Source organism: Komagataeibacter oboediens, assembly GCF_018491655.1.
In the GTDB taxonomy this organism is placed as follows: domain Bacteria; phylum Pseudomonadota; class Alphaproteobacteria; order Acetobacterales; family Acetobacteraceae; genus Komagataeibacter; species Komagataeibacter oboediens.
Genome location: NZ_JABLUU010000004.1, coordinates 192616 through 215858, shown reverse-complemented (window position 1 = coordinate 215858; position 23243 = coordinate 192616). Strand labels below are relative to the sequence as shown.

At 60.6% G+C, this 23243-nt stretch carries 23 protein-coding genes, 3 tRNA genes and 1 pseudogene; 18 read left to right on the top strand and 9 right to left on the bottom strand.

Going from position 1 to position 23243, the window contains the following annotated elements:
• Nucleotides 1–100: pseudogene (locus HNO79_RS05850) on the top strand (IS5/IS1182 family transposase); the annotation flags it as partial.
• Between the two features lie 30 nt (nt 101–130).
• On the opposite strand, the gene HNO79_RS05845 reads toward HNO79_RS05850, so the two are convergent.
• Nucleotides 131–289 carry a hypothetical protein gene (locus HNO79_RS05845; RefSeq protein WP_244987438.1) on the bottom strand — a complete coding sequence of 53 codons (159 nt, stop codon included), beginning with the start codon at nt 287–289 and terminating at the stop codon, nt 131–133.
• A gap of 301 nt (nt 290–590) precedes the next feature.
• On the opposite strand from HNO79_RS05845, the gene HNO79_RS05840 reads away from it, so the two are divergent.
• Nucleotides 591–1190: a CatB-related O-acetyltransferase gene (locus HNO79_RS05840; RefSeq protein ID WP_200409530.1), complete on the top strand. Its 600-nt coding sequence runs from the start codon at nt 591–593 to the stop codon at nt 1188–1190.
• A 104-nt stretch (nt 1191–1294) separates the two neighbouring features.
• Here HNO79_RS05840 and HNO79_RS05835 read toward each other — a convergent pair whose 3' ends face one another.
• Nucleotides 1295–2251, bottom strand: a complete 957-nt coding sequence (locus tag HNO79_RS05835) for an alpha/beta hydrolase (protein WP_048855527.1) — start codon at nt 2249–2251, stop codon at nt 1295–1297.
• Nucleotides 2252–2779: 528 nt separating this feature from the next.
• On the opposite strand from HNO79_RS05835, the gene HNO79_RS05830 reads away from it, so the two are divergent.
• Nucleotides 2780–4012 carry a cation:proton antiporter gene (locus HNO79_RS05830; RefSeq protein WP_010512986.1) on the top strand — a complete coding sequence of 411 codons (1233 nt, stop codon included), beginning with the start codon at nt 2780–2782 and terminating at the stop codon, nt 4010–4012.
• Here the strand turns inward: HNO79_RS05830 and HNO79_RS05825 are convergent.
• Complete coding sequence (locus HNO79_RS05825) at nt 3999–5267, bottom strand: MFS transporter (protein WP_214165903.1); 1269 nt, start codon at nt 5265–5267, stop codon at nt 3999–4001. The genes HNO79_RS05830 and HNO79_RS05825 overlap by 14 nt on opposite strands.
• A gap of 106 nt (nt 5268–5373) precedes the next feature.
• Between HNO79_RS05825 and HNO79_RS05820 the strand changes: the two genes are divergently transcribed.
• The 6 genes from HNO79_RS05820 (at nt 5374) to HNO79_RS05795 (ending at nt 8501) form a co-directional block, all read left to right on the top strand.
• Nucleotides 5374–5748, top strand: a complete 375-nt coding sequence (locus HNO79_RS05820) for a tRNA-binding protein (RefSeq protein ID WP_048855550.1) — start codon at nt 5374–5376, stop codon at nt 5746–5748.
• On the top strand, nt 5748–6230 hold the full coding sequence (gpt, locus tag HNO79_RS05815) for a xanthine phosphoribosyltransferase (RefSeq protein WP_010512982.1): 483 nt from the start codon (nt 5748–5750) through the stop codon (nt 6228–6230). Before HNO79_RS05820 ends, gpt begins: the two co-directional genes overlap by 1 nt.
• Nucleotides 6231–6375: 145 nt before the next feature.
• Nucleotides 6376–6452 (top strand) — tRNA-Pro (locus tag HNO79_RS05810).
• A 21-nt stretch (nt 6453–6473) separates the two neighbouring features.
• Entirely contained in the window at nt 6474–6779 is a 306-nt protein-coding gene (locus HNO79_RS05805; RefSeq protein WP_010512981.1) for an ETC complex I subunit, read from the top strand.
• Between the two features lie 26 nt (nt 6780–6805).
• Nucleotides 6806–6882 (top strand) — tRNA-Arg (locus HNO79_RS05800).
• Between the two features lie 1016 nt (nt 6883–7898).
• A complete protein-coding gene (locus HNO79_RS05795; protein ID WP_214165902.1) occupies nt 7899–8501 on the top strand; it encodes a hypothetical protein in 603 nt (200 codons plus the stop codon).
• A 135-nt stretch (nt 8502–8636) separates the two neighbouring features.
• Here the strand turns inward: HNO79_RS05795 and HNO79_RS05790 are convergent, their stop codons facing one another.
• Nucleotides 8637–9425, bottom strand: coding sequence for an SDR family NAD(P)-dependent oxidoreductase (locus tag HNO79_RS05790; protein WP_029329223.1), 789 nt, complete (start codon nt 9423–9425; stop codon nt 8637–8639).
• Nucleotides 9426–9859: 434 nt separating this feature from the next.
• Here HNO79_RS05790 and HNO79_RS05785 point away from each other — a divergent pair, with 434 nt between their 5' ends.
• Both HNO79_RS05785 and HNO79_RS05780 read left to right on the top strand, forming a co-directional pair.
• Entirely contained in the window at nt 9860–11230 is a 1371-nt protein-coding gene (locus tag HNO79_RS05785) for an NAD-dependent succinate-semialdehyde dehydrogenase (protein WP_010512977.1), read from the top strand.
• Between the two features lie 331 nt (nt 11231–11561).
• On the top strand, nt 11562–12512 hold the full coding sequence (locus HNO79_RS05780) for a glycosyltransferase (protein WP_244987437.1): 951 nt from the start codon (nt 11562–11564) through the stop codon (nt 12510–12512).
• A 100-nt stretch (nt 12513–12612) separates the two neighbouring features.
• On the opposite strand, the gene HNO79_RS05775 is transcribed toward HNO79_RS05780, so the two are convergent.
• Nucleotides 12613–13512, bottom strand: a complete 900-nt coding sequence (locus HNO79_RS05775) for an energy transducer TonB (RefSeq protein ID WP_214176803.1) — start codon at nt 13510–13512, stop codon at nt 12613–12615.
• A 107-nt stretch (nt 13513–13619) separates the two neighbouring features.
• Here HNO79_RS05775 and HNO79_RS05770 point away from each other — a divergent pair, with 107 nt between their 5' ends.
• Both HNO79_RS05770 and HNO79_RS05765 read left to right on the top strand, forming a co-directional pair.
• Nucleotides 13620–14084: a DUF2946 family protein gene (locus HNO79_RS05770; protein ID WP_234448263.1), complete on the top strand. Its 465-nt coding sequence runs from the start codon at nt 13620–13622 to the stop codon at nt 14082–14084.
• Between the two features lie 65 nt (nt 14085–14149).
• A complete protein-coding gene (locus tag HNO79_RS05765) occupies nt 14150–16300 on the top strand; it encodes a TonB-dependent receptor (protein WP_214164972.1) in 2151 nt (716 codons plus the stop codon).
• Nucleotides 16301–16425: 125 nt separating this feature from the next.
• Here HNO79_RS05765 and HNO79_RS05760 read toward each other — a convergent pair whose 3' ends face one another.
• Nucleotides 16426–17814: a lipopolysaccharide biosynthesis protein gene (locus HNO79_RS05760; RefSeq protein ID WP_214164973.1), complete on the bottom strand. Its 1389-nt coding sequence runs from the start codon at nt 17812–17814 to the stop codon at nt 16426–16428.
• A 191-nt stretch (nt 17815–18005) separates the two neighbouring features.
• A complete protein-coding gene (locus HNO79_RS05755) occupies nt 18006–19382 on the bottom strand; it encodes an O-antigen ligase family protein (RefSeq protein ID WP_244987435.1) in 1377 nt (458 codons plus the stop codon).
• 83 nt (nt 19383–19465) lie between these two features.
• Between HNO79_RS05755 and HNO79_RS05750 the strand changes: the two genes are divergently transcribed.
• Nucleotides 19466–19642 (top strand): hypothetical protein, encoded by a 177-nt coding sequence (locus tag HNO79_RS05750; RefSeq protein WP_010512969.1) that lies wholly within the window; start codon nt 19466–19468, stop codon nt 19640–19642.
• A 266-nt stretch (nt 19643–19908) separates the two neighbouring features.
• On the opposite strand, the gene HNO79_RS05745 is transcribed toward HNO79_RS05750, so the two are convergent.
• Nucleotides 19909–20724, bottom strand: a complete 816-nt coding sequence (locus HNO79_RS05745; RefSeq protein WP_244987434.1) for a cytochrome c — start codon at nt 20722–20724, stop codon at nt 19909–19911.
• Between the two features lie 447 nt (nt 20725–21171).
• Between HNO79_RS05745 and HNO79_RS05740 the strand changes: the two genes are divergently transcribed.
• From HNO79_RS05740 to HNO79_RS05725, 4 genes are all read left to right on the top strand, one after another.
• Nucleotides 21172–21426, top strand: coding sequence for a hypothetical protein (locus tag HNO79_RS05740; RefSeq protein WP_010512967.1), 255 nt, complete (start codon nt 21172–21174; stop codon nt 21424–21426).
• A 186-nt stretch (nt 21427–21612) separates the two neighbouring features.
• Nucleotides 21613–21795 (top strand): hypothetical protein, encoded by a 183-nt coding sequence (locus HNO79_RS05735; RefSeq protein ID WP_214164975.1) that lies wholly within the window; start codon nt 21613–21615, stop codon nt 21793–21795.
• Between the two features lie 138 nt (nt 21796–21933).
• Nucleotides 21934–22023 (top strand) — tRNA-Ser (locus HNO79_RS05730).
• Between the two features lie 119 nt (nt 22024–22142).
• A complete protein-coding gene (locus HNO79_RS05725; protein WP_214164976.1) occupies nt 22143–22571 on the top strand; it encodes an Arm DNA-binding domain-containing protein in 429 nt (142 codons plus the stop codon).
• Between the two features lie 62 nt (nt 22572–22633).
• On the opposite strand, the gene HNO79_RS05720 is transcribed toward HNO79_RS05725, so the two are convergent.
• Nucleotides 22634–23053, bottom strand: a complete 420-nt coding sequence (locus HNO79_RS05720; protein ID WP_214164977.1) for a hypothetical protein — start codon at nt 23051–23053, stop codon at nt 22634–22636.
• Nucleotides 23054–23243: the final 190 nt, after the last annotated feature.

The following is a 23243-nucleotide window of genomic DNA, read 5'->3' as shown; positions in this document are numbered from 1 at the left end:
ACTCAAGGACTGGAGACGGGTCGCGACACGCTATGACAGATGCCCCACCATATTCTTCTCGGCGATCTGCCTCGCCGCAACCGTCATGTTCTGGCTATGAGTCCTGAGCCTAATCAGCCAACCACTTTCATCAGACACCGATAGACAGACGTGCGACCAATTCCTGCCGCCGGGCAATCTCGGTCGGGCTGATCCCCTCCGCATTCATGGCATGGATCTGGTCGCGGTCGAAGGACGGCCTGCGCGCCTTATAGACGCTACACTCCCTGGCCGCCGTGATGCCTTCCATACGGCGTTCTTTGCGGAGGTTAGTCTCGAACTCTACGAATACTCCGCATGATCCAGAAAAGGCTTAGACTCAGGACCTATTAATTTATTGAACTAAGCCTACCTCCTCGCCTGCCATCGCACAGATCCGACCTTTTCCGGCTCTGCCGGATGGCGATAGCAAAGCTGCCTGACACGGCGCGTCTGTCCTTCTCCCCAAACGACGATCCACTATGGCAACGAAGTTAATTCCTGTGATCAATGTGCAAAATCGCATATCGAGAGTGGCACAACCTGAACCATGACGGGAGACCACACCCTCCATGTATTATGGCAAGAACGCCTTTTCGCTGCTGTTACGCTACACACTGGCTCATGAGATCGAGGAATGGGGCTGGGAAATCGGGGACCATACGTATGGTGCCAAGGGCTCTCCCATCATCATAGAAGCCGAATATGCTGGCCTGAAGATCGGGAAATACTGCTCCATCGCCCGCGAGGTGCTGATGATCCTGGGCAACCACCGCCCGGATACGATCACCACCTACCCGTTCAAGAACCAGTGCAATTTCTGGCCAGAAGCGGCTGACGCGACTGATGACCATTCCACAAAGGGGGATATCGTCATCGGCCATGACGTGTGGATCGGCGCACGGGCCAATATCATGTCGGGCGTGACAATCGGGTCTGGCGCGATCATCGCCACGGCGGCGGTGGTGACCAGAGACGTGCCGCCTTACGCCATCGTGGGCGGCAATCCGGCCCGGGTCATCAGATACCGCTTCCCCGACGAGATCATCAGGCGAATGCTGGCACTGGCATGGTGGGATTGGCCCGAGGCGGTCATCCGTGCCCGGATGCCGTTATTGATGAGCGATGATATCGAGGGGTTCCTGCGCGCATACGAGGATGTTCCGGTATAGCGCTTCGGGTGTTCATGCGAGATGATCCGTTTCCGGATAAAGGAAGCGGGATATCCCCTTTCCCGGCCATGACAGCACCATCATGACCGGCAAAAGGATTGATATTACAGACCCAGCGTACGCTTCAGGCCCGCGCAGTACGCATCCATGAACCTGCGTGACAGTTCCGCATCCGGCACGAACATGTCGAATACATGATAGGCCCCCGGCACGACCATCACCTCGGTCGGCACGCCCGCGGCCATCAGGCGGCGGCTGTAGTCCAGGTCTTCACACAGGAACAGGTCCATCGACCCGACGCCCACAAAGGTTGGCGGCAGCCCGGACAGGTCCTTGGCCCGCGCGGCAGAAGCATACGCCGGCGTGTCATCGCCCCCTGCCGCAGCCCCCAGATACGCTTCCCATGCATATTTATTGGCCGAACGGGTCCAGACATATTCACCAAAATCAGGCGCGGGATCGACCTTGGTGGCCGTACGGTCGTCCAGCATGGGATAGATCAGCAACTGATAGGCCAGCCTGTATTCCTTGCGGTCGCGCGCCATCAGCGCCAGTGCGGCACTCAGTCCGCCACCGGCACTTTCGCCCGCAACGACAACCTTGTCACGGTTGATGCCCAGTCCGGCCGCGTTTTCATGCACCCACTTCAGGGCAGCATAACAGTCCTCGATCGCGCCGGGATATTTGACTTCCGGCGCCAGACGGTAATCGACCGAGACAATGACAAATCCCATCTTGCTGGCCAGCACCTGACACTTGGGGTCATCGACCTCCGGATGGCCCGAAACCAGTCCGCCGCCATGGATATAGACCATGGCCGGGGCGTTGGGGCGCCTGACGCGGGGACGATAGATCAGCACACGTACATCCGGTGCACCTGCGGGGCCGGGAATGTATTCTTCCTGCGTTTCGACATCCGGCAGGGGGCGTCCCTCGATCAGCCTGACCGCCGTCATGAATATCTCGCGCACTTCCGGCAGCGACCGCGCGGACAGGCCGTCAAACGACGGCATTTTTTCCAGGATCGGAAGAAATTCGGGATTTACGACATTCTTGGGCATGGTGAAGCGGGTCCTCTTCAATCAGAAGCCGCCCATGGATGGGGCGTCTTCACTATGCTCGAGGGTCACGCACGCAAGCGTGACCAACCATGACCGACATCAAATAATTTTCTCTGTATTTGTATATAAAATATAAAATTATGGTTTTTTCTTATCTATTATATTTGGAAAGCAATTCATTTTCATAATTTATATTTTCCATGCAGATATGAAATATTATTCCATTTCAGAAATGGAAAAACCGCCCACCCGCACGATGCCGGCAAGGTGATGCCCCGGCCCCCTCCCCCGCCGAACCCGACACCCGGTATCGACGTTTCCCTGTTCTTGTGCCGGATGACAATGGGACACAAGACCAGCGAACAAGAACTTCTGCCTTTTTTTATGGGCATAAATTCACACATGAGAACGCATACTTCCCCACGGCATCAATAAACCATATATTCCTGCACCTTACAAAAAATAAAAGTTCTCATTCCAAATTTTTATATATAGCCTGTTCGCGTTCTCGATAAGAAAGGTTCAAGATTGGCGAACATTACGGCACTTGTTCTTGATGCAGCCCTGTTTGTTCTTCTGCCATGGGGTGTATGGCGGCTGGTGCATCGGGCCATTCCCATTGTCGTCCTGCCGATCCTGCTCGGGATCGTGCTGGCCGTCATGCACGCGCCGGTGCAGGCAATCGGCATTCCGTCCGTCTACGGCAACAACCTTGGCTGGCTGGCCGTGCTGGTGCTGGCATTTACCGCCGGACTGGAAATGTGGCAGCCGCCCGATGCCAATGCATCCGCCCATACCATTCCCCCACCGCCGCTCGGCCGCCTGCTGGGGGGCGCGCTGGTGGCACTGGGGGGACCGTTCGTGATTGGGTCCGTCCTGGTCTATTATTTTTTTCTGCCGCTGCATGGATGGCATCCGCCGCATGTGGGCCGCCTGATCGGATCACTGGCCATTGGCCTGTGCATCGCGGTCAGTGCCCTGCCGGTACTGATCGGGATCGTGCGTGAACTCCCGCCGCTGCAACGCTCGATCGGGCAGCTTGCGCTCAAGCTGGCGGTGGTTGATGACGCGGCACTGTGGATCGGACTGGTCATCCTGCAGTTCGCCGCCCGCGGGCCGGCCGCGCTGCATGGGTGGACCGGGCTGGAAGGGGTGGCGGTCATCCTGCTGGTGGCACTGGCGGTTATCAGCAACTGGGCGACGCGCAACATGCGCAATCCGCCCCTGCCGGTTATCTGGACGGCGGTGCCGGTGTATCTGGCCGCCGGGTCATGGGCCAGCATGCAGCTTGGGCTGCATGAACTGATCGGGGCGTATTTTGCCGGTGCGCTCATGCCGCCACGGTGGGTTGCGCGCCTGCCGGTGGAACAGGTCGGGCGCTTTTCGCTGATCTGGCTGGCGCCGATGTTCTTTGGCCATAGCGGCCTGCACATAAATGGCGATGCGCTGACCTGGCCCTCCGTCACCGCGTCGCTACTGCTGGTGGTCATTTCCGTGCTGGCCAAGATCGGGTCGGTCTATGCCTTCCCGCCCGCGCCGGGACTGACGCGGCGGCAGGCGCTGGGCGTGGGCGCGCTGCTGCAATGCAAGGGGCTGATGGAAATCGTGGCCGCCACCATCCTGCACGCGCAGGGCATGCTGTCGGATTTCGCCTTTGCCTCCCTCATGGTACTGGCGGTGATCTCAACCGCCCTGACCGGCCCGCTGTTCCGGCTGTTCGCCCCGCGCACGGGAACTGACCAATCATCTATTCCGGGGTAATGTCATCCAGCCGGTCCAGACGCCACAGCCCGGGGAACATCCGGATCCACGCAATGGTTATGGCCAGTGTGCCGATCCCGCCCAGCGCGACCGAGCCAACCGGCCCGATCATGCTGGCCACCATCCCGCTTTCAAATTCCCCCAACTGGTTGGATGACCCGATAAACAGCATGTTCACCGCCGAAACCCGGCCCCGCATGCTGTCGGGCGTGCGCAACTGGACCAGCGCGCCGCGCACCACCACACTGACCACATCCGCCGCCCCCAGAACCGCCAGCGCCACAATGGACACCGCCATGGAACGCGACAGGGCAAAGACCACCGTGGCCACGCCGAACACCGCCACGGCCAGGAACATGCGTGCCCCGGCATGACGGTTGAGCGGCCGCCACACCAGCACGACGGAACAGACCACCGCCCCAACGGCTGGCGCCGCCCGCAAAAGCCCCAGCCCCACCGGCCCCGCATGCAGGATGTCACTGGCGAAAACCGGCAGCATGGCCGTCGCCCCACCCAGCAGCACGGCAAACAGATCCAGCGAGATGGCCCCCAGCATGTCAGGCCGGGCGCGCATGAAATCCATGACTTCGACAAACGTGGCCAGCGACAGCGGCACCCGTGGCCGGGGAACGTAAGCCAGACGGATGCGCAGCGTCCTCATGCAGGCACAGGCAAAGCCAAGGGCGCAGACAAGATAGCACGCCCCCGCCCCCGCGCCGTACAGCAGTCCCCCCACCGATGGTCCCGTCACCGCCGCCGCCTGGAACAGGGAAGATGACACCGCCGCCGCACGGGGAAAGACATGCGCGGGCACAAGGGAGGGCAGGAAGGTCTGCTGGCATGGCATTTCGAACGCGCGCGCCGCGCCAAACACCATGACCATGGCATAGATCATCCACGGCGTGGTCCAGCCGCCAAATGCCCCGATGGCCATGAACAGGGCGGACAGTGCCTCGATGCACTGGCACGTCACCACGATCAGGCGGCGGTTGAAATGATCCGCCGCATGCCCCGCCGGCAGCAGCAGTCCTGCCATGGGCAGGAACTGCGCCAGCCCCACCAGCGCCAGCGCCGTCGTACTGTGGGTCAGGGCATAGATCTGCCACCCCACCGCCACGGCCTGCACGCAGGCGGAAAATGACGATGCCGTACGGGCGGCAAGGAACGCGGGCAGGCCCGGATGCCGGTGCAGGGGCACGGTGTTCATGGAGTGTTCGGCAACAGGCGGCGGCGGTGGGACGGAAGCAGAAGGCATGATGCCGTCACCCTAACAGCAGCCGCGAAAAATATCCTGCGCTTTCGTCCTGAAAAGTACGTTCACGTGTTTGCAAATCAGCCCCGATACGGGCAAAAGCTGTTCCATGACAGACCCTGTAGAGCATGCAGCCGTGCCCGGCACGGCAGGGGACGTAACAGGCGCACGTGACTGGCTTGATATCCGGGCCGGCACGGTCGTGGATGCACGCCCCGTGCGCGAAACGCCACGGCATACCTTCCGGCTGACCATTGATTTCGGTCCCCATATCGGGGTCCGGTCGTCGGTCGTGCAGGTCAACCACCGCTATGTCCCCGCCCGGCTGATCGGTCGCCAGATCTGCGCGGTCATCAACGTGCCCCCGCGGCAGGTTGGTTCGCTGCGCAGCGAAGTGCTGACACTGGGCATGCCCGACAGCAATGGAGAGGCCGTCCTGATCCGACCCGACGGCCGTGTTCCCGATGGAGGAAAACTTTTCTGATGGCTACAAGCTACGCAACCGTAACATGGGACCAGCTGCACCGCGATGCCCGCCAACTGGCCAGCTCGCTGATGGCCCGTGGCCCCTTCAAGGGAATCGTGGCCATCACGCGTGGCGGCATGATCCCTGCCGCGATCATCGCCCGTGAACTGGACTGCCGCCTGATCGACACCATTTCCGTCGTGACCTACGACGAGGAAAAGATGGGCGAATCCAACGTGGTCAAGACGGCCGACGCGGCGGGCGATGGCGAGGGATTCCTGATCATTGATGACCTGGTGGATTCCGGCGTCACGGCCCAGCTGGTGCGCAAGATGCTGCCCAAGGCATTCTTCGCCTGCCTGTATGCCAAGCCGGCAGGGCTGCCGGTTACCGACATGTTCGTGGTCGAGGTTCCGCAGGACACATGGATCCTGTTCCCGTGGGATACGGCACCGCTGTTCATCCCGCCCCTGGCCAGCCAGCCCACCGAAAAGGCCTGATCGGAACACCCGTTTCCCATCACACGCCTTGTTGTTCGCCGCGCCCGTCCTCACTGCTTGCCGCAGGGACGATGGGCGCGGTATTTTTTTGCAAGAATGTGCTTGCCAGAACAGCAGTTGCCACATAGGTTCCCGCTCGTGGTCGCGGGGCGTGGCGCAGCCTGGTAGCGCGCGTGTTTTGGGTACACGAGGCCCCCGGTTCGAGTCCGGGCGCCCCGACCATATCCAGGGAGACGGATAGTAATGCGAGCCCGGATTTACAGGCAGTCCAAGCCCTCCACCCAGTCAGGGCAGGCCCGGACCCATACGTGGGTTCTGGAATACGGGCAGAGCCGCCCCCGCCATGTCGATACCCTGATGGGCTGGACAGGTAGCGCGGACACCCCGTCGCAGCTGCGGCTGCAGTTCCCCGATCAGGATAGCGCGGTTGCCTACGCCACGCGGGAAGGGATCGCCTTCGATATCGAAATTCCGGCCCCGCGCCTCCGCCGCCCCAAGGCCTATGCCGATAATTTCCGTTATGACCGGATCCAGAACTGGACGCATTAGGCCCGATCTGGCACAAGCACAGGCTCGCGCCCTTAGCTCAGTTGGATAGAGCAACAGCCTTCTAAGCTGTGGGTCGCTGGTTCGAATCCAGCAGGGCGCGCCAGTTTTCAATGACTTGGCGTCCGGAAAGCTTGCACGGTTTGCAGATGGTTTGCTGTGCACTATGGCCCATTACGGTTCTGCCTTATCCCAGATGGCCCGATGTAGCGGCGATGGAGGCCATCTTGCTGGTCTCCCGCTCCTGTTGCTGTTCCCACAACTGCATGCCCGCAATCGCGACCTCAGTGCGACGCGGCAGGTATGTGTCGATGATCCGTTGGGAATAATCGATCCCGTGGCTACTGATCGAAGCGATCTGGGGCGTCGTGCCCCTGCTTCTGCCAGGCGGACGATACCCGTGCGGCGCAGGTCACGGCGTTGCCTGTGATTTTCCCCAAGCTGCTCCCTGACTTTTTCTTTCGAAAAGCCTTCATGGAAAAGCTGTCCGGCCGCCCCTTGCGCCATTCCGGCCATGACCTGCCCCCATGCATGGCTGAAATTGCGCCGTGCCCACGTCCTTCCGGTTGGGCCCGCGGTTTGGCCTTCAAATGCAGCCGACGACATTCCCCTGCTGAATTGCCGTTTCCTGATCAATCTGACGCATGCTGTCAGGCAAGTGTCCCGCCAGACATTCAGCCACCTGCCCTTGCGCCCCTGATTGGTGCGCTTCATGGATCACGGGCGCGTAAGTGACGAATCAGGCTGTGGCGGTCACTCCGGGGTAATGGCCAGTTTTCCGTTCACGTGGGACATGCAGCACGCCCTTCCCATCTGCTGAGCGTGCGATGAAATCCGTGCCCTGCCCCGGCTTCCGTCATGGCCAGAACCGCATGCGGCCCGCAACCCCGCCAGAACCGATGCGTTACATATGCAGGCGGCCGGACGGTGCTGACAGGCCGGCGGAAAGTTTTCATTAAGAAAAATAATGATAAGCTTTCAATATGTCATTTTATTTTTATAATTTTTAAATAATATTCAATTATTTTTATAGATCAACAAACAATAAATTATTTATTATATTGAATTATATTCATGTAACAATTTTTTTACTCAGGATATTCAGAACATGACAGGAAGACCATGAAAAAAACGATCCTGTGTCTGGGCATACTGGCTGTAACGGGATGCGCCACCAGACCTGCCGAAATCAATGCGCAATATGTGAACCCTGAACCTTACATGCGGCAAAGCTGTGCACAGCTTGCCCTGCTGGATGAAACGGATACGCAGGCGCTGGCTGCAGCGAGTCCCCAGCGCACGACATACGCCCGGCCTGTCCAGCCCGGTCAGTTGAAAGGCGAACTGGAAGCCGTCCATACGGCCGAACGTGGCAAGAACTGCGTGGGACGGTATAATGCAGCGGATTATGACAGCACTGGCGCGGTCTATCCTGACAGGGTCCTGTCCGATCGTCCTGCCCCGGTGGAAACGACCATCCCCGCCCGCAACACCATCCAGACCGGCACCAGTCCGGACACAAGCATGAACACTGGCACTGGCACTGGCACTGGCACTGGCACTGGCACGCTTACGGCACATTCCTCCGTCGCGGCGCAAAAACTGTCCACCCCGACCTATACCACGCCAGCCACCCGCCAATCTGGTTACCCCACGCCAACCATGCCGGTCCCGGCGGCGGGCTATACAACCTCGCCATCCTATTCCGCCAGCCCGTTCCAGTAACCTGTCGGGACATCAGGAAGACGTTTCTGGTGATGCTTTTTTCAAAAAAGATGAAGGAGCGCCGCCTTTTTTGAAAAGGCGGCGCCCAGAAGCTTCTTCTATTTTCCAATCGGCTAACAACAGGGAACACAATCCTCAGATCGTGCTGAGCACCCCGCCATCAACACGCACCGATGCCCCGGTGGTGGCGGAAGCCTGCGGGGACGACAGGTAAACCACCATGTTCGCCACTTCATCAACTGTCGCGGCACGACGAATGATGGAGGAAGGACGGTGTTCCATGACGAATTCCGCCGCAACTTCCGTCAGCGGCTTGCCCGTCCTTTCCTGTTCCGGCTTCAGCATGTCCGCCAGCCCTTCGGACAGTGTGGGCCCCGGCAGCACGGAATTCACCGTCACCCCGGTTCCCGCCATCCGTTCCGCCAGGCCACGCGCCACAGAAAGCTGTGCCGTCTTGCTGAAGCCATAATGGATCATCTCGACCGGAATGTTCAGCGCGGATTCCGAGGATATGAACACCACCCGCCCCCAGTTCCGCTCCTTCATGCCCGGCAGGTAGGCACGCGACAACCGCACGCCGGACATGACGTTCACCTCGAAAAACCGGCTCCAGTCCTCATCCGGGGTATCGAAAAAATCCTTTGGTTCAAAAATCCCCAGATTATTGATCAGGATATCGCATGACGGGTGTGCAGCCACCAGCGCGGCACATCCCGCCGCCGTGCCCAGGTCACCTGTAAACCCCGTGGCTTTCCCCGCACCAAGGGCGGACAGTTCCCGCACCGCCCGCTCCACCGCTGGCGCCTTGCGTCCATTTACCACCACGTCCGCTCCGCTTGCGGCCAGTCCCCTTGCGATGGCCAGCCCGATGCCGCCGGTTGATCCCGTTACAATGGCCGTGCGGCCCGTCAGGTCAATGTGCATGGTCTTTACCTTCTGCAATATCTGAAAACGGGCCGCATCGTACACCAGACAATATCCCAGACAACCGGCCCGGCGTCCGCCATGCGGCATGAACGGACCAGCGGCGCGGCCTGTGCTGTCCATTCCGGCGGCATGGCGTTCAAACCCTCGTGATGACCATGCAGGGATCGCATTGCCTGCAACGTCACTCCCTGCCTTGGCTGCAGGCGCATGCGGGGGCGCATATCCCTCCGGGCGTGTCCCTGCCCTGTGTCTGGCGCGCATTGACAATATACAGGTGGATATAGTCACGATGGGGAGAGCATTCCCCATACAGGTCGCCCCTGCCCGCAGCGTTCCCTAACCAGACAACCTGTTGCCGCGTTGAGGGAACGCAAACATTCGTCCGGTAATAACGCGACGGCCTGCAAACCAGCCACAAAGGATATGACACCATGAGTCCCTATCGCACCATCAACCCGGCCACGGGAAAAACGGAAAAGGTCTTTGACCTGCATGACGACAAGGTCATGCTGGCAAAGCTGTCCACCGCCCACCAGTTCTGGGAAAGCGACTGGCGGCACCGCTCGATCGCGCAGCGCCGCACGCTCATGCTCAAGGCTGCCGACATCCTGCGTCGGGACAAGGAAAAGCATGCCCGCCTGATTTCCATTGAAATGGGCAAGATCCTGCCCGAGGCCATTGCCGAAATCGGACTGTCCGCCGACATCCTCACCTATTACGCGGAAAAGGCCGAAACCTTCCTCGCCCCGCGTGAACTGCCGGTGTCCCAGGGCCATGCAACCGTGACCAGCGAACCGCTGGGCATCATCTATTGCGTGGAGCCGTGGAACTTCCCCTATTACCAGCTGGCCCGCGTTGCAGCCCCCAACCTGATGGCGGGCAATGTCGTCATGGTCAAACACGCGCCAAGCGTGCCGCAATGCGCGGAGGCGTTCGAAGCCCTGTTCCGTGAAGCTGGCGTGCCCGAAGGCGCCTATACCAACCTGTTCATTACCAATGACCAGTCGGAAAAGCTGATCGAACGGCCGGAGGTGCGTGGTGTCGCCCTGACCGGCAGCGAACGCGCCGGCAGCGCCGTGGCGGCACAGGCCGGCCGGGCGCTGAAGAAAAGCACGATGGAACTGGGCGGTTCGGACGCGTTCATCGTGCTGGACGATGCCGACCTGGACAAGGTCATGCCCATGGCCATCCGCGGCCGCATGTCCAATAACGGTCAGGTCTGCACATCCGCCAAGCGCATGATCGTCCACAAATCACTGGTAGGGGAATTCACCGACCGCCTGAAAACCGCCGTCAATGAATTCCAGTATGGTGACCCGCTGGAACAGGGTGTCACCCACGGCCCGATGAGCAGCCAGGCCGCCATGGAACGTGCCGTGTCCCAGGTGGAAAAGGCTGTATCGCACGGGGCAACTCTGGTTGCAGGCGGCAAGCCGATCGACCGCGAGGGCTTTTTCATGAAGGCCGCGATCCTGACCCATATGACCAAGGACAACCCGATTTTCTACGAGGAAATCTTTGGCCCGGTCGCCATCATCCATTCCGTGGACAGCGAGGATGAAGCCATCGCCATGGCCAATGATTCGCCCTACGGCCTTGGTGGCTCCATCCACACCGGTGACGTGGAACGCGGGCGTCGCGTGGCGGCACGGATCGATACCGGCATGGTGTTCGTCAACGCCGTGACCGCATCGGCAGCGGATCTGCCGTTTGGTGGTATCAAGAACTCCGGTTACGGTCGTGAACTTTCGGAATTCGGTATTGAGGAATTCCTGAACCGTAAACTGGTCCATACACCCTGATCCAGCCTGATCTGGCCGCCCCCTGTTTCGGCATGGGGCGGTCTTTTCATCCGGCTTACCTGCCTTCCCCCTACGGCAGTCGCCCTGCCGGGCCACTGGCACCTACCACAGCACGGGTATGTTTCATTACCAAAACAAGTAATGGAATAACCAAGGATGCAATAAAGTCAGGCGCAGATTCATTTTCCAAAAGAAATTCTAATATATACCATTCATTAAATTGTATCTTACTGTAACGAACCTAAACATTTTATGTCTGAACCGACATGAAATGTATCCATCATTATAAACTGCCTTAATTTTTTATGTTTTGCATGCCAGAAGCATTCGCATGCGCATTGTCTACATCATCAACAGCCTGAATGGCGGCGGCGCTGAACGCCCCCTGCCCGATGTCGTGGCGCAGATGCGCCGATGCGGGCATGACGTTCATGTCCTCGCCCTGGCGCGCAAAGCCGGCAATGCGACGACATGGCTGGAAGAAGCGGGGATCGTTTACGATATCCTCTCCCCAAATCCGAACAGGTTTGCCAGTTTCCCCACCACCCTTGCCGCCATCCGCCGCCATGCCCCGGACCTGATCTGGACATCGCTGACACGTGCGACCCTGTATGGACAGATGGCGGGCATCATGCTGCGCAGGCCGGTGGTCAGCTGGCAGCACAATGCCTACCTGCGCCCGTGGAACCGCTGGGCCCTGCGCGCCACGCACAGGCTGACGGATCTGTGGGTGGCGGATTCCCGCTTCGTTGCGAAATGCACGGCCCGGCAACTGCATGTTCCCGAAGGCGACATCATTCCCTGGCCCCTGTTTACGGCACAGCCCGACATGCCGCAGGCCACGCCATGGGCCGGACCGGGTGACGGGCGCGTCTTCCGCCTTGGCACGCTGGGACGGCTGGAAAAGCAGAAAAATTATGGCCTGCTGATCGAGACAATGGCCTATCTGCGTGACCATGCACCGCAGTGCCGCATCCATCTTGATATCGGTGGCGAGGGCTCCCTCGCCCCGCAGCTACGGGCCCGGATTTCGGCACTGGGGCTGCGCAACGTCACTCTGTCAGGGTTCCAGACCGACCCGTTCACCTATTGCGCCGGGCTGCATGGCTATGTGCAGCCTTCGCATTTCGAGGGGCTGTGCATCGCCCTGCATGAAGCAATGCAGGCGGGTGTCCCCTCCATCGTAACACCTGTGGGCGCCATGGCCGATATTGTAACGGATGGGCAGACAGGCCTGTTCGTGAAACCGGAGCCCCCTTTCCGGGGACACCTTCATCCATAGACGTTCAGGGAACCTCACCTGTTTGAAACAGGGCGTCACCCGGCGCCCCTTGCTGTTGTCTGTCAGCCGTTCCGCGTGAAAGACACGCCTGAACCAGTCCCTATCCTTTCAGGTGGAATATGACCGGCAGCGTGACCTTCGCGCCGTCCGTCACGCCCCCCTCCGCCGTGCAGCGAACGTTGCGCGCGGCGGCAAGGGCTGTCCTGTCCAGATCATCATAGCCCGTGCTGCTGCGCAGGCTGGCCTGTGCCACCTGTCCCTGCGCCCCGATGACCAGATCCACCATCGCGGTGCCCTCTTCATGCATGTGCCGGGCCATGGCCGGATAACGCCATGCAGGCGGCGTGCATTGTAGCGAAGACACAGGCCGGGCCGCCGAGGCAGGCGGTGGCGCATGTCCGACAGCAGGAGGCGCGCTGACAGGTCGCGTGGCGGACGCAGGGGCTGGGACCGGTATGGCGCGTGGGCCGGCAGCACGTCCTGCCGCCCCCCAGGGAGATGCAGTGGGCACGCTGGCGGGAATATGGCGGCTGGTCGCGGCCTCCTGCGTTTCCTCTGCCCGCGGCGGCGCGGCCGGTGGGGCTGTGGGGTGTGGCTGTGGCTGTGGCTGTGGCTGTGGCTGTGGCTGTGGCTGTGGCTGTGGCTGTGGCTGTGGCTGTGGCTGTGGCTGTGGCTGTGGCTGTGGCTGTGGCTGTGGCTGTGGCTGTGGCTGTGGCTGTGGCTGTGGCTGTGGCTGTGGCTGTGGCGTAGCCGGTTCAGGGACGGGCGCAACCTCCGGCTGGTCGAAAAAGACCTGAATACTGCTTTTTTCACTGGGCGCGTCCGGCGCCTTCGTACGCCCCGGCAACAGCCACGCGCCGATCATGCCATGCCCCAGCACGGCCAGAAGCACCGCCCACCCCGCCACCATGCGCGCCCGGCGGCCACGCATGTGCGCGACTTCGGGGACAAGCAGCCTGCCTGTGGTCCTGTCTTGCTGTTGCGGCACGGTTCCATCCATTACAGCCGGTATGACGGCCCGCGCCCCATTTGACAAAAAGGGATGCAGCCACGAGAACATAAATCCGTTACCGCCTTATCTTACAACCAGAAAGAACCAGTTCAATCATGGGCCACGCCCGCCACCCCTTCATGCATGACATGCCTGTGATCCGCTGGATCATGGTGCTGTGCGCGTGCCTGGGGCTGTGGGGACAGTTGCTGATTGAAAGCCGCAGCATGCCGGGGGAACTACCCCGCGGCACCATAATGCGGCTGACGGGGATCGACATCGCCCCGCCGGGACACGCGGCCACCACGGTCCACGCATCCCCCCATCATCACGCCATGATGGACGGCATGCCCGTCCACCCGCATGATCAGCAGCCCCACGCGGGGGGCCACGATCACGCCGATGGGTGCCCGCTATGCCCGCTTCTGCACCTGCCCGCCCTTGCGCTGACGCTCCTGCCCTTCCTGCCCCTGCCCCCGCTGGCATGGGCACAGGCCCGGCATGAGCCGCGACAGCCCCGCGCGCCCCCTGTTCCCGTACTTGGTCTTCCCCCATCCCGCGGGCCACCTTCCGTTTCCTGAACCCATGCGCTGTCGCATGCCCATACGGGCGTGCGCATTTCCGTTTCCTGTTCAGGACATGAAAAGTGACTTCCATAAAAAGAACGGCCGCGCCCTTTGCCGTGGCCGCAGGCGGCTGCATGCTGGCCGCCTGCCTGCACCCCGTTGTGACACGGGCTGAAACCACCGTAACCCTGCCTGGCCTGTCGATCGAGGACACGGCCGAGGACACCCCCATGGGGGACCGGCTGCTATCGGCCAATTCCCCCTCGCAGGCCGCGCGGACCACCGCGCAGCTGAGCAGCCCCGACACCGCCAACCTGTTTCGCAACCAGATGGGCGTCAGCACCTATGCGGCAGGCGGCCTTGCGTCCCTGCCGGTCATCAACGGTATGGCGGATGACCGCGTGGCGACCGTGGTCGATGGCGTGCGCATTGCCTCGGGCTGTCCCAACCATATGAACCCCGCCCTGTCCTTCATCGACCCCGACAGCGTGGAGACCGCCACCGCCATTGCCGGGATCACCCCCGTCAGCATGGGCGGCGACAGCACCGGCGGCACGATTGATGTCGAACGCAAGAACCCGCAGTTCGCACGCCATGGCAGGATACTTGTGACCGGACATGTCACCGGTACCTATCGCAGCAATGGCGGCGGCTATGGCGCATCGGGCAGCCTGACGGTGGCCAATGACATGTTCAGCCTGCGCTACAATGCATCCTACAGCCAGGCGGGCGATTACAGTGGCGGCGGGGATGCGGGGATTGTCCGCTCCACCAGCTACCTCACCTACAACCACGACGTGACCTTTGGCCTGCACAAGGACAATCACCTGTTCACCCTGACATTCGGGCAGCAGGACACGCCGCATGAGGGCTTCGCCAACCAGTACATGGACATGACCAACAACCGCTCCACCTATGTGAACGGCAAGTATGTCGGCACCTTTGACTGGGGCGAACTGGAGGCACGTGGCTACTGGCAGCGCGAGGACCACGCCATGGACTTCCTGCCCGACCGCGCGAAGACCACCCACATGCCCATGAACACCAACGCCCGCATGGCGGGATACAGCATAAAGGCCACGATCCCGCTGGCGGAGGGACAGACCCTGCGGCTGGGCAGTTCGTTCGACCATTCCGGACTGAATGACTGGTGGCCGCCCGTTGCGGGCAGCATGATGATGGGACCGGACACCTATCACAGTATCAATGACGGGCACCGCGACCGGCTGGGCCATTTCGTGGAATGGGAAGCGGCATGGACGCCGCGCGTAACCACGCTGCTGGGCTTCCGCAATGATCTGGTCATGATGAATACGGGTCCGGTGTCCGGCTATTCCTCCTCCATGATGAACCAGACCAATGTTGCCGCGGCCAATGTCTTCAACGCCATTGACCGGGGCCGGACGGACGTGAACTTCGACGTGACGGCGCTGGTCCGCTGGAAACCGCGCCGCGACCTGACGATCGAAGGCGGCTATGCACGCAAGACCCGCTCACCCAACCTGTATGAACGCTATGCATGGGGGCAGTCGGCCATGGTCACCAGCATGATCAACTGGTTTGGCGACGGCAACGGCTATGTCGGCAATCCCGACCTGAAACCGGAAGTGGCCAATACCGCCTCCATCACCGCCGACTGGCATGATCCCGACGGGGACAGGTGGGACCTGAAGGTCCAGCCGTACTACACCTACACCCACAATTACGTAAACGCGCAGCGCCTTGCATCGGCGGGCCAGTTCTACACGTTGGGATTCGTCAACCACAATGCCCAGAGCTACGGCATCAACGGCTCGGGCAATTACCGGCTGTGGCAGAACGCCCGTTTTGGCCGGGGGGAGATCGTGGCCAACATCAACTGGGTACGCGGGCAGGATCTGACCAACGGCGCCGGGCTGTATCACCAGATGCCGACCAACGGCAGCGTGTCGCTGAACGAGCGGTGGAAAAACTGGAGCGGCCGCGTGGAAATGACCTTCGTCAAGGCCAAGGACACGGTGGACTGGGTCCGCAACGAACCCCGCACCCCGGGCTATGCCCTGCTGGGGCTGGGGGGGCAGTATCACTGGCGCTACATGACGCTGGACGCCAGCATCGACAACGTGCTGAACCAGAAATACGAACTGCCGCTGGGTGGCTGGTCGCTGGCGGATAACGCCGCAACCGGCATGCTGCGCGCACTGCCCGGCATGGGCCGGTCATTCAATGTCAGCCTGACGGCCAGTTTCTGAACGGCCACGATGTTCCGGGCGCCGCCTTTTTACGCAGGGGCGGCGTTCGCCGGTGCCATCTGAAAAAAAACTTCACCAGAACCGTCCCTGGAATTTACAGGGCGTTTTCAACCACCGCTACGGGATTACATTCCGGTGCTCTTTTCAGGCACGGACGGCACGGTGGCAGGCGGGACATCCCCGGTCGCCGTGCCTGTCGGCCTGCGCCCCGGCGCCATACGGCGGAACCACGCCACGACCGGCCGCAGGCAGACAGCCAGCATGATCAGCCCGGCCACGTCGGCCGCCGCCGCCGCCCCTTCCAGATGCCACGCCATGGTCATGCCGTACACCAGCGGCAGATAGGTCAGGGTAACGATGATCCGTCCCTTGAGCACCTGCGACACCTGCCCGATCACGGTCAGCAGCGGTTCCAGTGGCACGACCCCAAGGCCGAGTATCGCGCTGCCCAGCATCAGCATAATCAGGGATCTCCCCCCATGCCAGTGCACATGCAGCATCCATGTCAGCAGGATATTGCCCACCGCCATCGCCACACCCATCAGCAGGACAGAAAAACCGCCGATCATCAGGAACAGCTTGATCGTCACGCGTTTGATGCCATACCAGTCCTGCTCTTCTCGCAGGCGGATGAATTCGGGGTAAAGCGCGGGCATCATGAGCTGTGCAGGCTTGGCGATCCCCTCGCCAATCTGGCGGGACACGCGATAGACCGCCGCATCTGCCGGACCAAGGATTCCCCCCACCAGCAGCGTGCCGAACTGGTTGAATACCGACCCCAGCAGGTGGTTGCAGCTGGTGGACAGGGTAAAGCGCCAGATGCCCGGCGCATCGCCGGCCTTAAGCGGTGTAAACAGGCTGAAGCGCAGCGTCCCGCCCGTATGGCGCAGCTGCATCCACCCCAGCCAGGTACTGCTCAGGAACATGATCAGCTGCGTCATGCTCCAGACCAGAAGGTAATAATCCAGCCCCATATGGTACATGAAGCCGATGCCCGACCCCACGGTGCGCACCAGCGCGCCGGACAGGTCGGTCAGCATGGTCAGCCAGAAGGAATTGCACAGCCGGAACACCCCGGCCGACCAGCTTGTGTTCATGAACGCGATGGTCAGCATATAGGCGCAGGCCGCCCCCTGATCCGCCGCCGGCCACCCCATATAGGTACCGAACAGCGCAACCCCCAGCGTACCCACCAGCCACCCGAGGCCACCGCTGATGTAATCGGCACGGATGCAGAACGCCAGCACGCGTGAAAACTGCGCCTTGCGGCCATTGGTGAACGGATCCGTACCGTAATGCAGCAGAGGCTGCCACGACAGCAGGTGCGTGGCCTGCGATACGGCAGCCCCGAACGTCGTGACCAGCATCAGCACGCCGAACTGCGACAGCCCCAGGGCGCGCACCGCCCATGCGATATAGACGAAACTGCAGATCGCGTTCGTCGCCCGCCCGGCGATCAGGAAACCGGTATTGCCGAAAATGCGCTTGAGCGCATCCCGTTCAGAAGTGGACATGGGCGATCACACGTACAAAAACCCGCGCCTGGAATGATTCCGGACACGTTCCCTCAGAACAACAGGCGAAAACGATAGCGCAGGCTCCCCTTGCTGGATACGGGCGTGGGTCAGGGCAGACAGGCTGCATCTGCCGTCTGTCATTCGGCGCCGTCCACCCGGGGCACTGTAGTGCGCCGTGGCAGCCGGGGCTAGTCCCTGCCATGCACGTATTGCAACCGGGATGCAACTGGCGAGACCGCCAGCGCCCACCCCGTAACCATGAACAGCCACCCGCCCGAGGGCTGCGTCAGAAACGAACTGGTGGACGCCACCGGCCAGAAAACCAGCGTGGCAACCACCGCCAGCATCAGCCGCTGCGGGTCGCGTGCCGGGGTCAAGCCCCGCCATATCTGCACCAGCAGGCAGGCAACCAGCGCAATGAACAGTCCCATTGCCGGCATACCCCCCATCGTGCCCATCAGCAGGTAATAGTTATGGGGATGCAGGTTGCAGCCCGTAGCCCCCCCGTACGGTCCCTCGGCTATGCCCAGCCAGGGCAGGCCATGGAAATAGGTCGGATCAGGGCAGGCATGGCGAAACCCGTCAAACCCCAGCCCGAACCATGGGTGCTGCCTGATCATCACCCCCGCGCGGATGAACAGCATGCCATACGGGCTGTCGGCAAAGGCATGCATGTGCGCGATGAAGTTCACGACCAGCTTGTTATACGCCTGCGGCGCCAGCACGGGCGACAGCGCGACACCGCACGCACCCAGCACCCCCACTGCCAGCAGGCCGCCCCGCAGGCGCGGCACAAGCAGCCCGGCAAGACCCATCCCCCCCAGCATGAGGAACAGCGGCATGCGCTGCGCCACCAGCACCATGGTCAGGATCAGTCCCAGCAGCATGGCGGCCGCCATGATACGCCCGCGCATACCATCACGTTGCGACAGGCGGATGGCGACGGGAAACAGTCCCGGCAGCGCCGTCATGAACAGCCCGGACCCCACGCGCGGCGCCCATAATGGGCCCAGCAGGGCGCCATCCGCCCACCGGCCATATCCCCATATGTTGCGCCCGCAGATATATTGCTGCCAGCACCCCGCCACCAGCCATATGGCGACACCCCCATAAACCCGCGCCAGAACAGCGCGTATGCGGATATCGGGCAGGACCCATGTCTGCAGGGCGGCGACAAACAGGAAATACCGCCCGAAGCACAGCGACTGCATGACCCCATGCACCTCCTGCGCCACGACAGACGACATGATGATCTGCCCCCACAGCAGGACCGCCACCACGACCCATGGCTGGCGAAGCCATGTCCAGTGCCGGGTCAGCACGGCATGGATGACAAACAGCACGGCCACCACCGTCAGGACGATTTCCGCCGGGGCCAGCGCATACAGCAGCAGCACCGGCATGGGGACGACAAGGCCGGCGGCAATCCGCCACATCCAGTGTTCAACCTGCTGCATCGTCCTGCGTTCTCCCCGCCCGCGCCAGTTCAGGGGGGATGTATCGCAAGACAGCCCAGCCGCAAAACCGGAACCGCCCGCACATGGTGACGTTCCGGCTGCTGTCATGGCACAGTTGCCCCCACGCATTTGTCAAACCAGCCGAAGACCCGCATTGTGCATGTTGACGCATGAAACCCGGGAGACGCCACATGAAAGACGAAGACGGTATCGTAACCGAACGCAATGTTCTGCTTGGCGAAATACGCACCGACCTCGAACGCCTGTCCAACACGATGGATGACACGCAAACCATCACGGACGAGATTCGTTCCACCATCGCGATGCTGGGCGACAAGCTGGATGCACTGTCCGACCTGATGCGCTGATCCCTGCCTTGCATGGCAGCAGGCCGGCGGCCCCTGATGGGCGGAACAGGCGCCATCCTGCGCCTGTTCCGCCACGACTGACATCAGGGCGTTTATGGTGACGCGTTTCCCCAAAACGCATTCCGAAACGTCACCTTTTTGAAAAAAGCCGACACTCGGAAATTTTTGTGTTTTGTGTCAATAGGTTGGTTTTAAATACCCGAAACGCCCCACGGCGTTCGATAACGTTTCGGGTAACGCTTTTTCAAAAATTTCGACGCCCGGCCCTATCGCAGGGGCGTCCCCTTATCCAGACGGGCCAGATAGGCATGAATGGCGTCGATATCCGCATCACTCAGCGCGCCGGGGGGAAAGCCCTCCATGCGTGCGGCGGGCCAGTGCCGGAGCGCGCGCGGGTTGCGCACCAGCGCGTGAAAGCCCGCCGGGGTCAGGTAGCGCACGGCATTGACCGGCAGCCCCAGGTCCGGCCCCTTGTCTGCCGTTCCGTTGCCGTTGAGCCTGTGACAGGGCATGCAGTCGCTGAGGAACAGGGTCTGCCCCTGCCATGCGGGATCGCTCCGCGGTAACGTGGCAGGCAGCCCAAGCCCCGGCCACCGGGCAATGGCCGACGTTTCCCCCTGTATCGATACCAGCCGGTCAACCCACTGTTCCTGCCCGATCCGGCCTGCATTCGCGCCAACCCATACCAGCACGAACGGCCCAAGATCTTCCCCCTGCGCCGAATGCCAGGGCCGGACGGGGTCTTCAATGGCGATCCACGGCTGCACGCCATATCCGGCAGCCGTAGTGACCGTATCCATGGGCAGTTCCGCCACGAAGCCATCCACTGCCTCCAGACGCAGGACATCTGGCGTCATGCCGGAACCCGTCACAGCGGCAAGCGGCACGGCTTCGACCTGCGGGCCGATATGTTCGGGATCGACTGCCAACGTAACCGTGCGCCGCTGCGGCAGGGCCAGCAGGGCCGCGCGGGTATAGGCCTGCTCCTTTGCCTGTCCCGCCGCCGTAACGGCCAGCGTTCCCGCCTGCGTGGCGGCAGTGGCAGGCGAGCCATATGCCCCGGCCATCATAACGACTGCCATGCAGGCAAGGGCCGCCACCATACCTGCCCGTCCGCGCCTGCCCCGCGCCTTTCGGCCCGTAGGGGACTGGCAGGTAGCGCGACCCATCCTGGCCTGCGCGGTATTCTCCCGGACATGGTGCACCAAACCGGGGCGTATCATGTCGGGGGGGGGACAGTCTGGCATTCGTAAGTCCTTGCGATACTGAAACAGACTGTATTGAGATCGTGCCAGCCCGATCACGTCAAGACCGAACCACTGCAACCTGCCTTCCCTGATCCGAGCGGAATGTGTCGGGTCACGCCAAGACGGGACAGCCCGGCTGCTGACTACAGGTCAGAAACCGAAAGCAGGGCATGATAGGGCACGCGTGAATTGTAACTTTATGTTGCCAAACGGTCGCCATATTCGGGGAGCCATACTTTTCCGCCGGCGTGCACCGCCGGAAACAGGAAAAGGAACGCAACAATGCGCAAATCCGCTTCACTTCTCGCAGCCCTGGCTGCAATTGCCGTTGCCACGCCCGCCATGGCGCAGGGCACGAATGATTTCTGCAAAGCGGTCACCAAACAGCCCAGCGGAGAATGGAAAATCAACTCGGACACCACTGTCATGATCGGGGGCGCGCGGGTCGATCTGAAGCCACAATCGGTCTATCGCGGCGAAATCAAGATCAATGAAGAAGACCTCCACAACGAATTCGACAAGAACTGCAAGAAGTAACAGGGATTCTGTCCCTGTCAGGCGACCCGGCAAACCTGCCTGGGTCCGGTAAGGGCCGCTTCGCACACGGGGCGTGTCCTTACCTTAAAAATTTCCTTATCCCACCGATACAAAATGACATTATCCCGACATGTCCCGGATACACATACCGGTTAGGACGCTTTTCTTACCTGAATGGAGGGCGTCATGATCAAGAAAATCGTCTTTCTGGCGCTGGCCATGCTGACGGCGGGACTGCTCAGTTATCCAACCATCACCAGTGCCCATCGGATTATCGGCCCGATTTCCCTGTTCGACCAGCATCAGGATACACCGGTCCGCTCCCTCTCCCGCCGCAATATCCATGACGTCCGCCCGCCTTTGCCATGAAATGGCTTATGCCGGACGATACCAGACCGACTGCCGCCTAATGGCACATACCGGGATATGGCAAGCACATGAATGTAGCGGTTTTTGTGCGCAGTAACATCTAGACGGCGGCGGAATACCTAGCTAAACAGACGATATGGAGAGGTGGCCGAGCGGTTGAAGGCAGCGGTCTTGAAAACCGCCGTGCGTGTGAGCGTACCGTGGGTTCGAATCCCACCCTCTCCGCCAGATTAGCATCCCACTCGTCACCAATCTGTTTCAGAAGGCTTGGTTTTCTCCCCTTCTGTCGGCATTCTCTGCACCTATTGTTCCCATTTTGCTTCACGCTGTTCCAGCCCATTGCGGGCATGAAAAAGCAGGAAGCGGGTAAGGGAAAATCCACATACGGACAAATCCGTTCAGACAAACTGAAAGCCAAAGCATATCGGCGTACAGATACTGACGGATTATTTGTGTATGTCATGCCAAGTGGCAGGAAAATCCGGCGGCTTCGTTATAAATTCCAGAAACGGACAAAAACGCTGACGCTGGACAATTATCCATCCGTCACCCTGCCGGACGCGCGACGGGAACAGGAAATGGCCAAGCATTTCCTGCGTAAAGGATGTGATCCGGTCCCATTTTCAGTTCCAACCGGAAGGACTGCCCCCACCACCATGATGAAACAGGTCTGGGCAGGGTATCAACACGACCGGTATTCAAACGCCGCCCCGACCAGACACCATTCATCACCAAATATCAATAAATCCACAACATATATACCGACTCCAAAATAACGCATCAGAAACAAAAAAAGGATCATCCAGATAGATGATCCTTTTTCATTTACAAGGCGACGTTATTTCACGACACCCCGGTTCTTCAGCATGGCCAGAATTTCCGGTGAAGGGTGACCATATATCTTGTTATATGTATGCGTATAATGTGCATCCATGTTTTCCAGATAACCCCAGTAATGACCATTGCCATCAAATGCAATCGTCGTGAAATTCATGCACATATGCGGCTGGCAACCGGAAATATAGGCGATGTTATTGACAACGCTTGCAGGCCCCACGACCCCGTGCAGGAACTCGTTGATAACCTTGTAATCGCTTCCCGTCAGTTTCTTGATATCAGCATTGATGTCACCTGCGCGGGAATCCTTCAGGACATCTGGCGTATACGTCTTGTTGACCCAGGAAATATCTTCAGCATGGGCGACGACCGGCAGGGCGACTGCCACAAATCCTGCCATCAGCAATTCTTTTATTTTCATTCTTCTGCCTTTCAAAATAAATGCCTATCCAAACAGCACCCTGAAAACCCCAGCCTATACCAGCTTTAGCTGATCTGAAATATGAATACCGTATTTCGTAATACCGGTTCCTGCCATGCCGTATCGTTCCCTGACTGAACGATACGATGTGCCTGCACATTCACCATACAAGTCCGGATATGGAAGACAT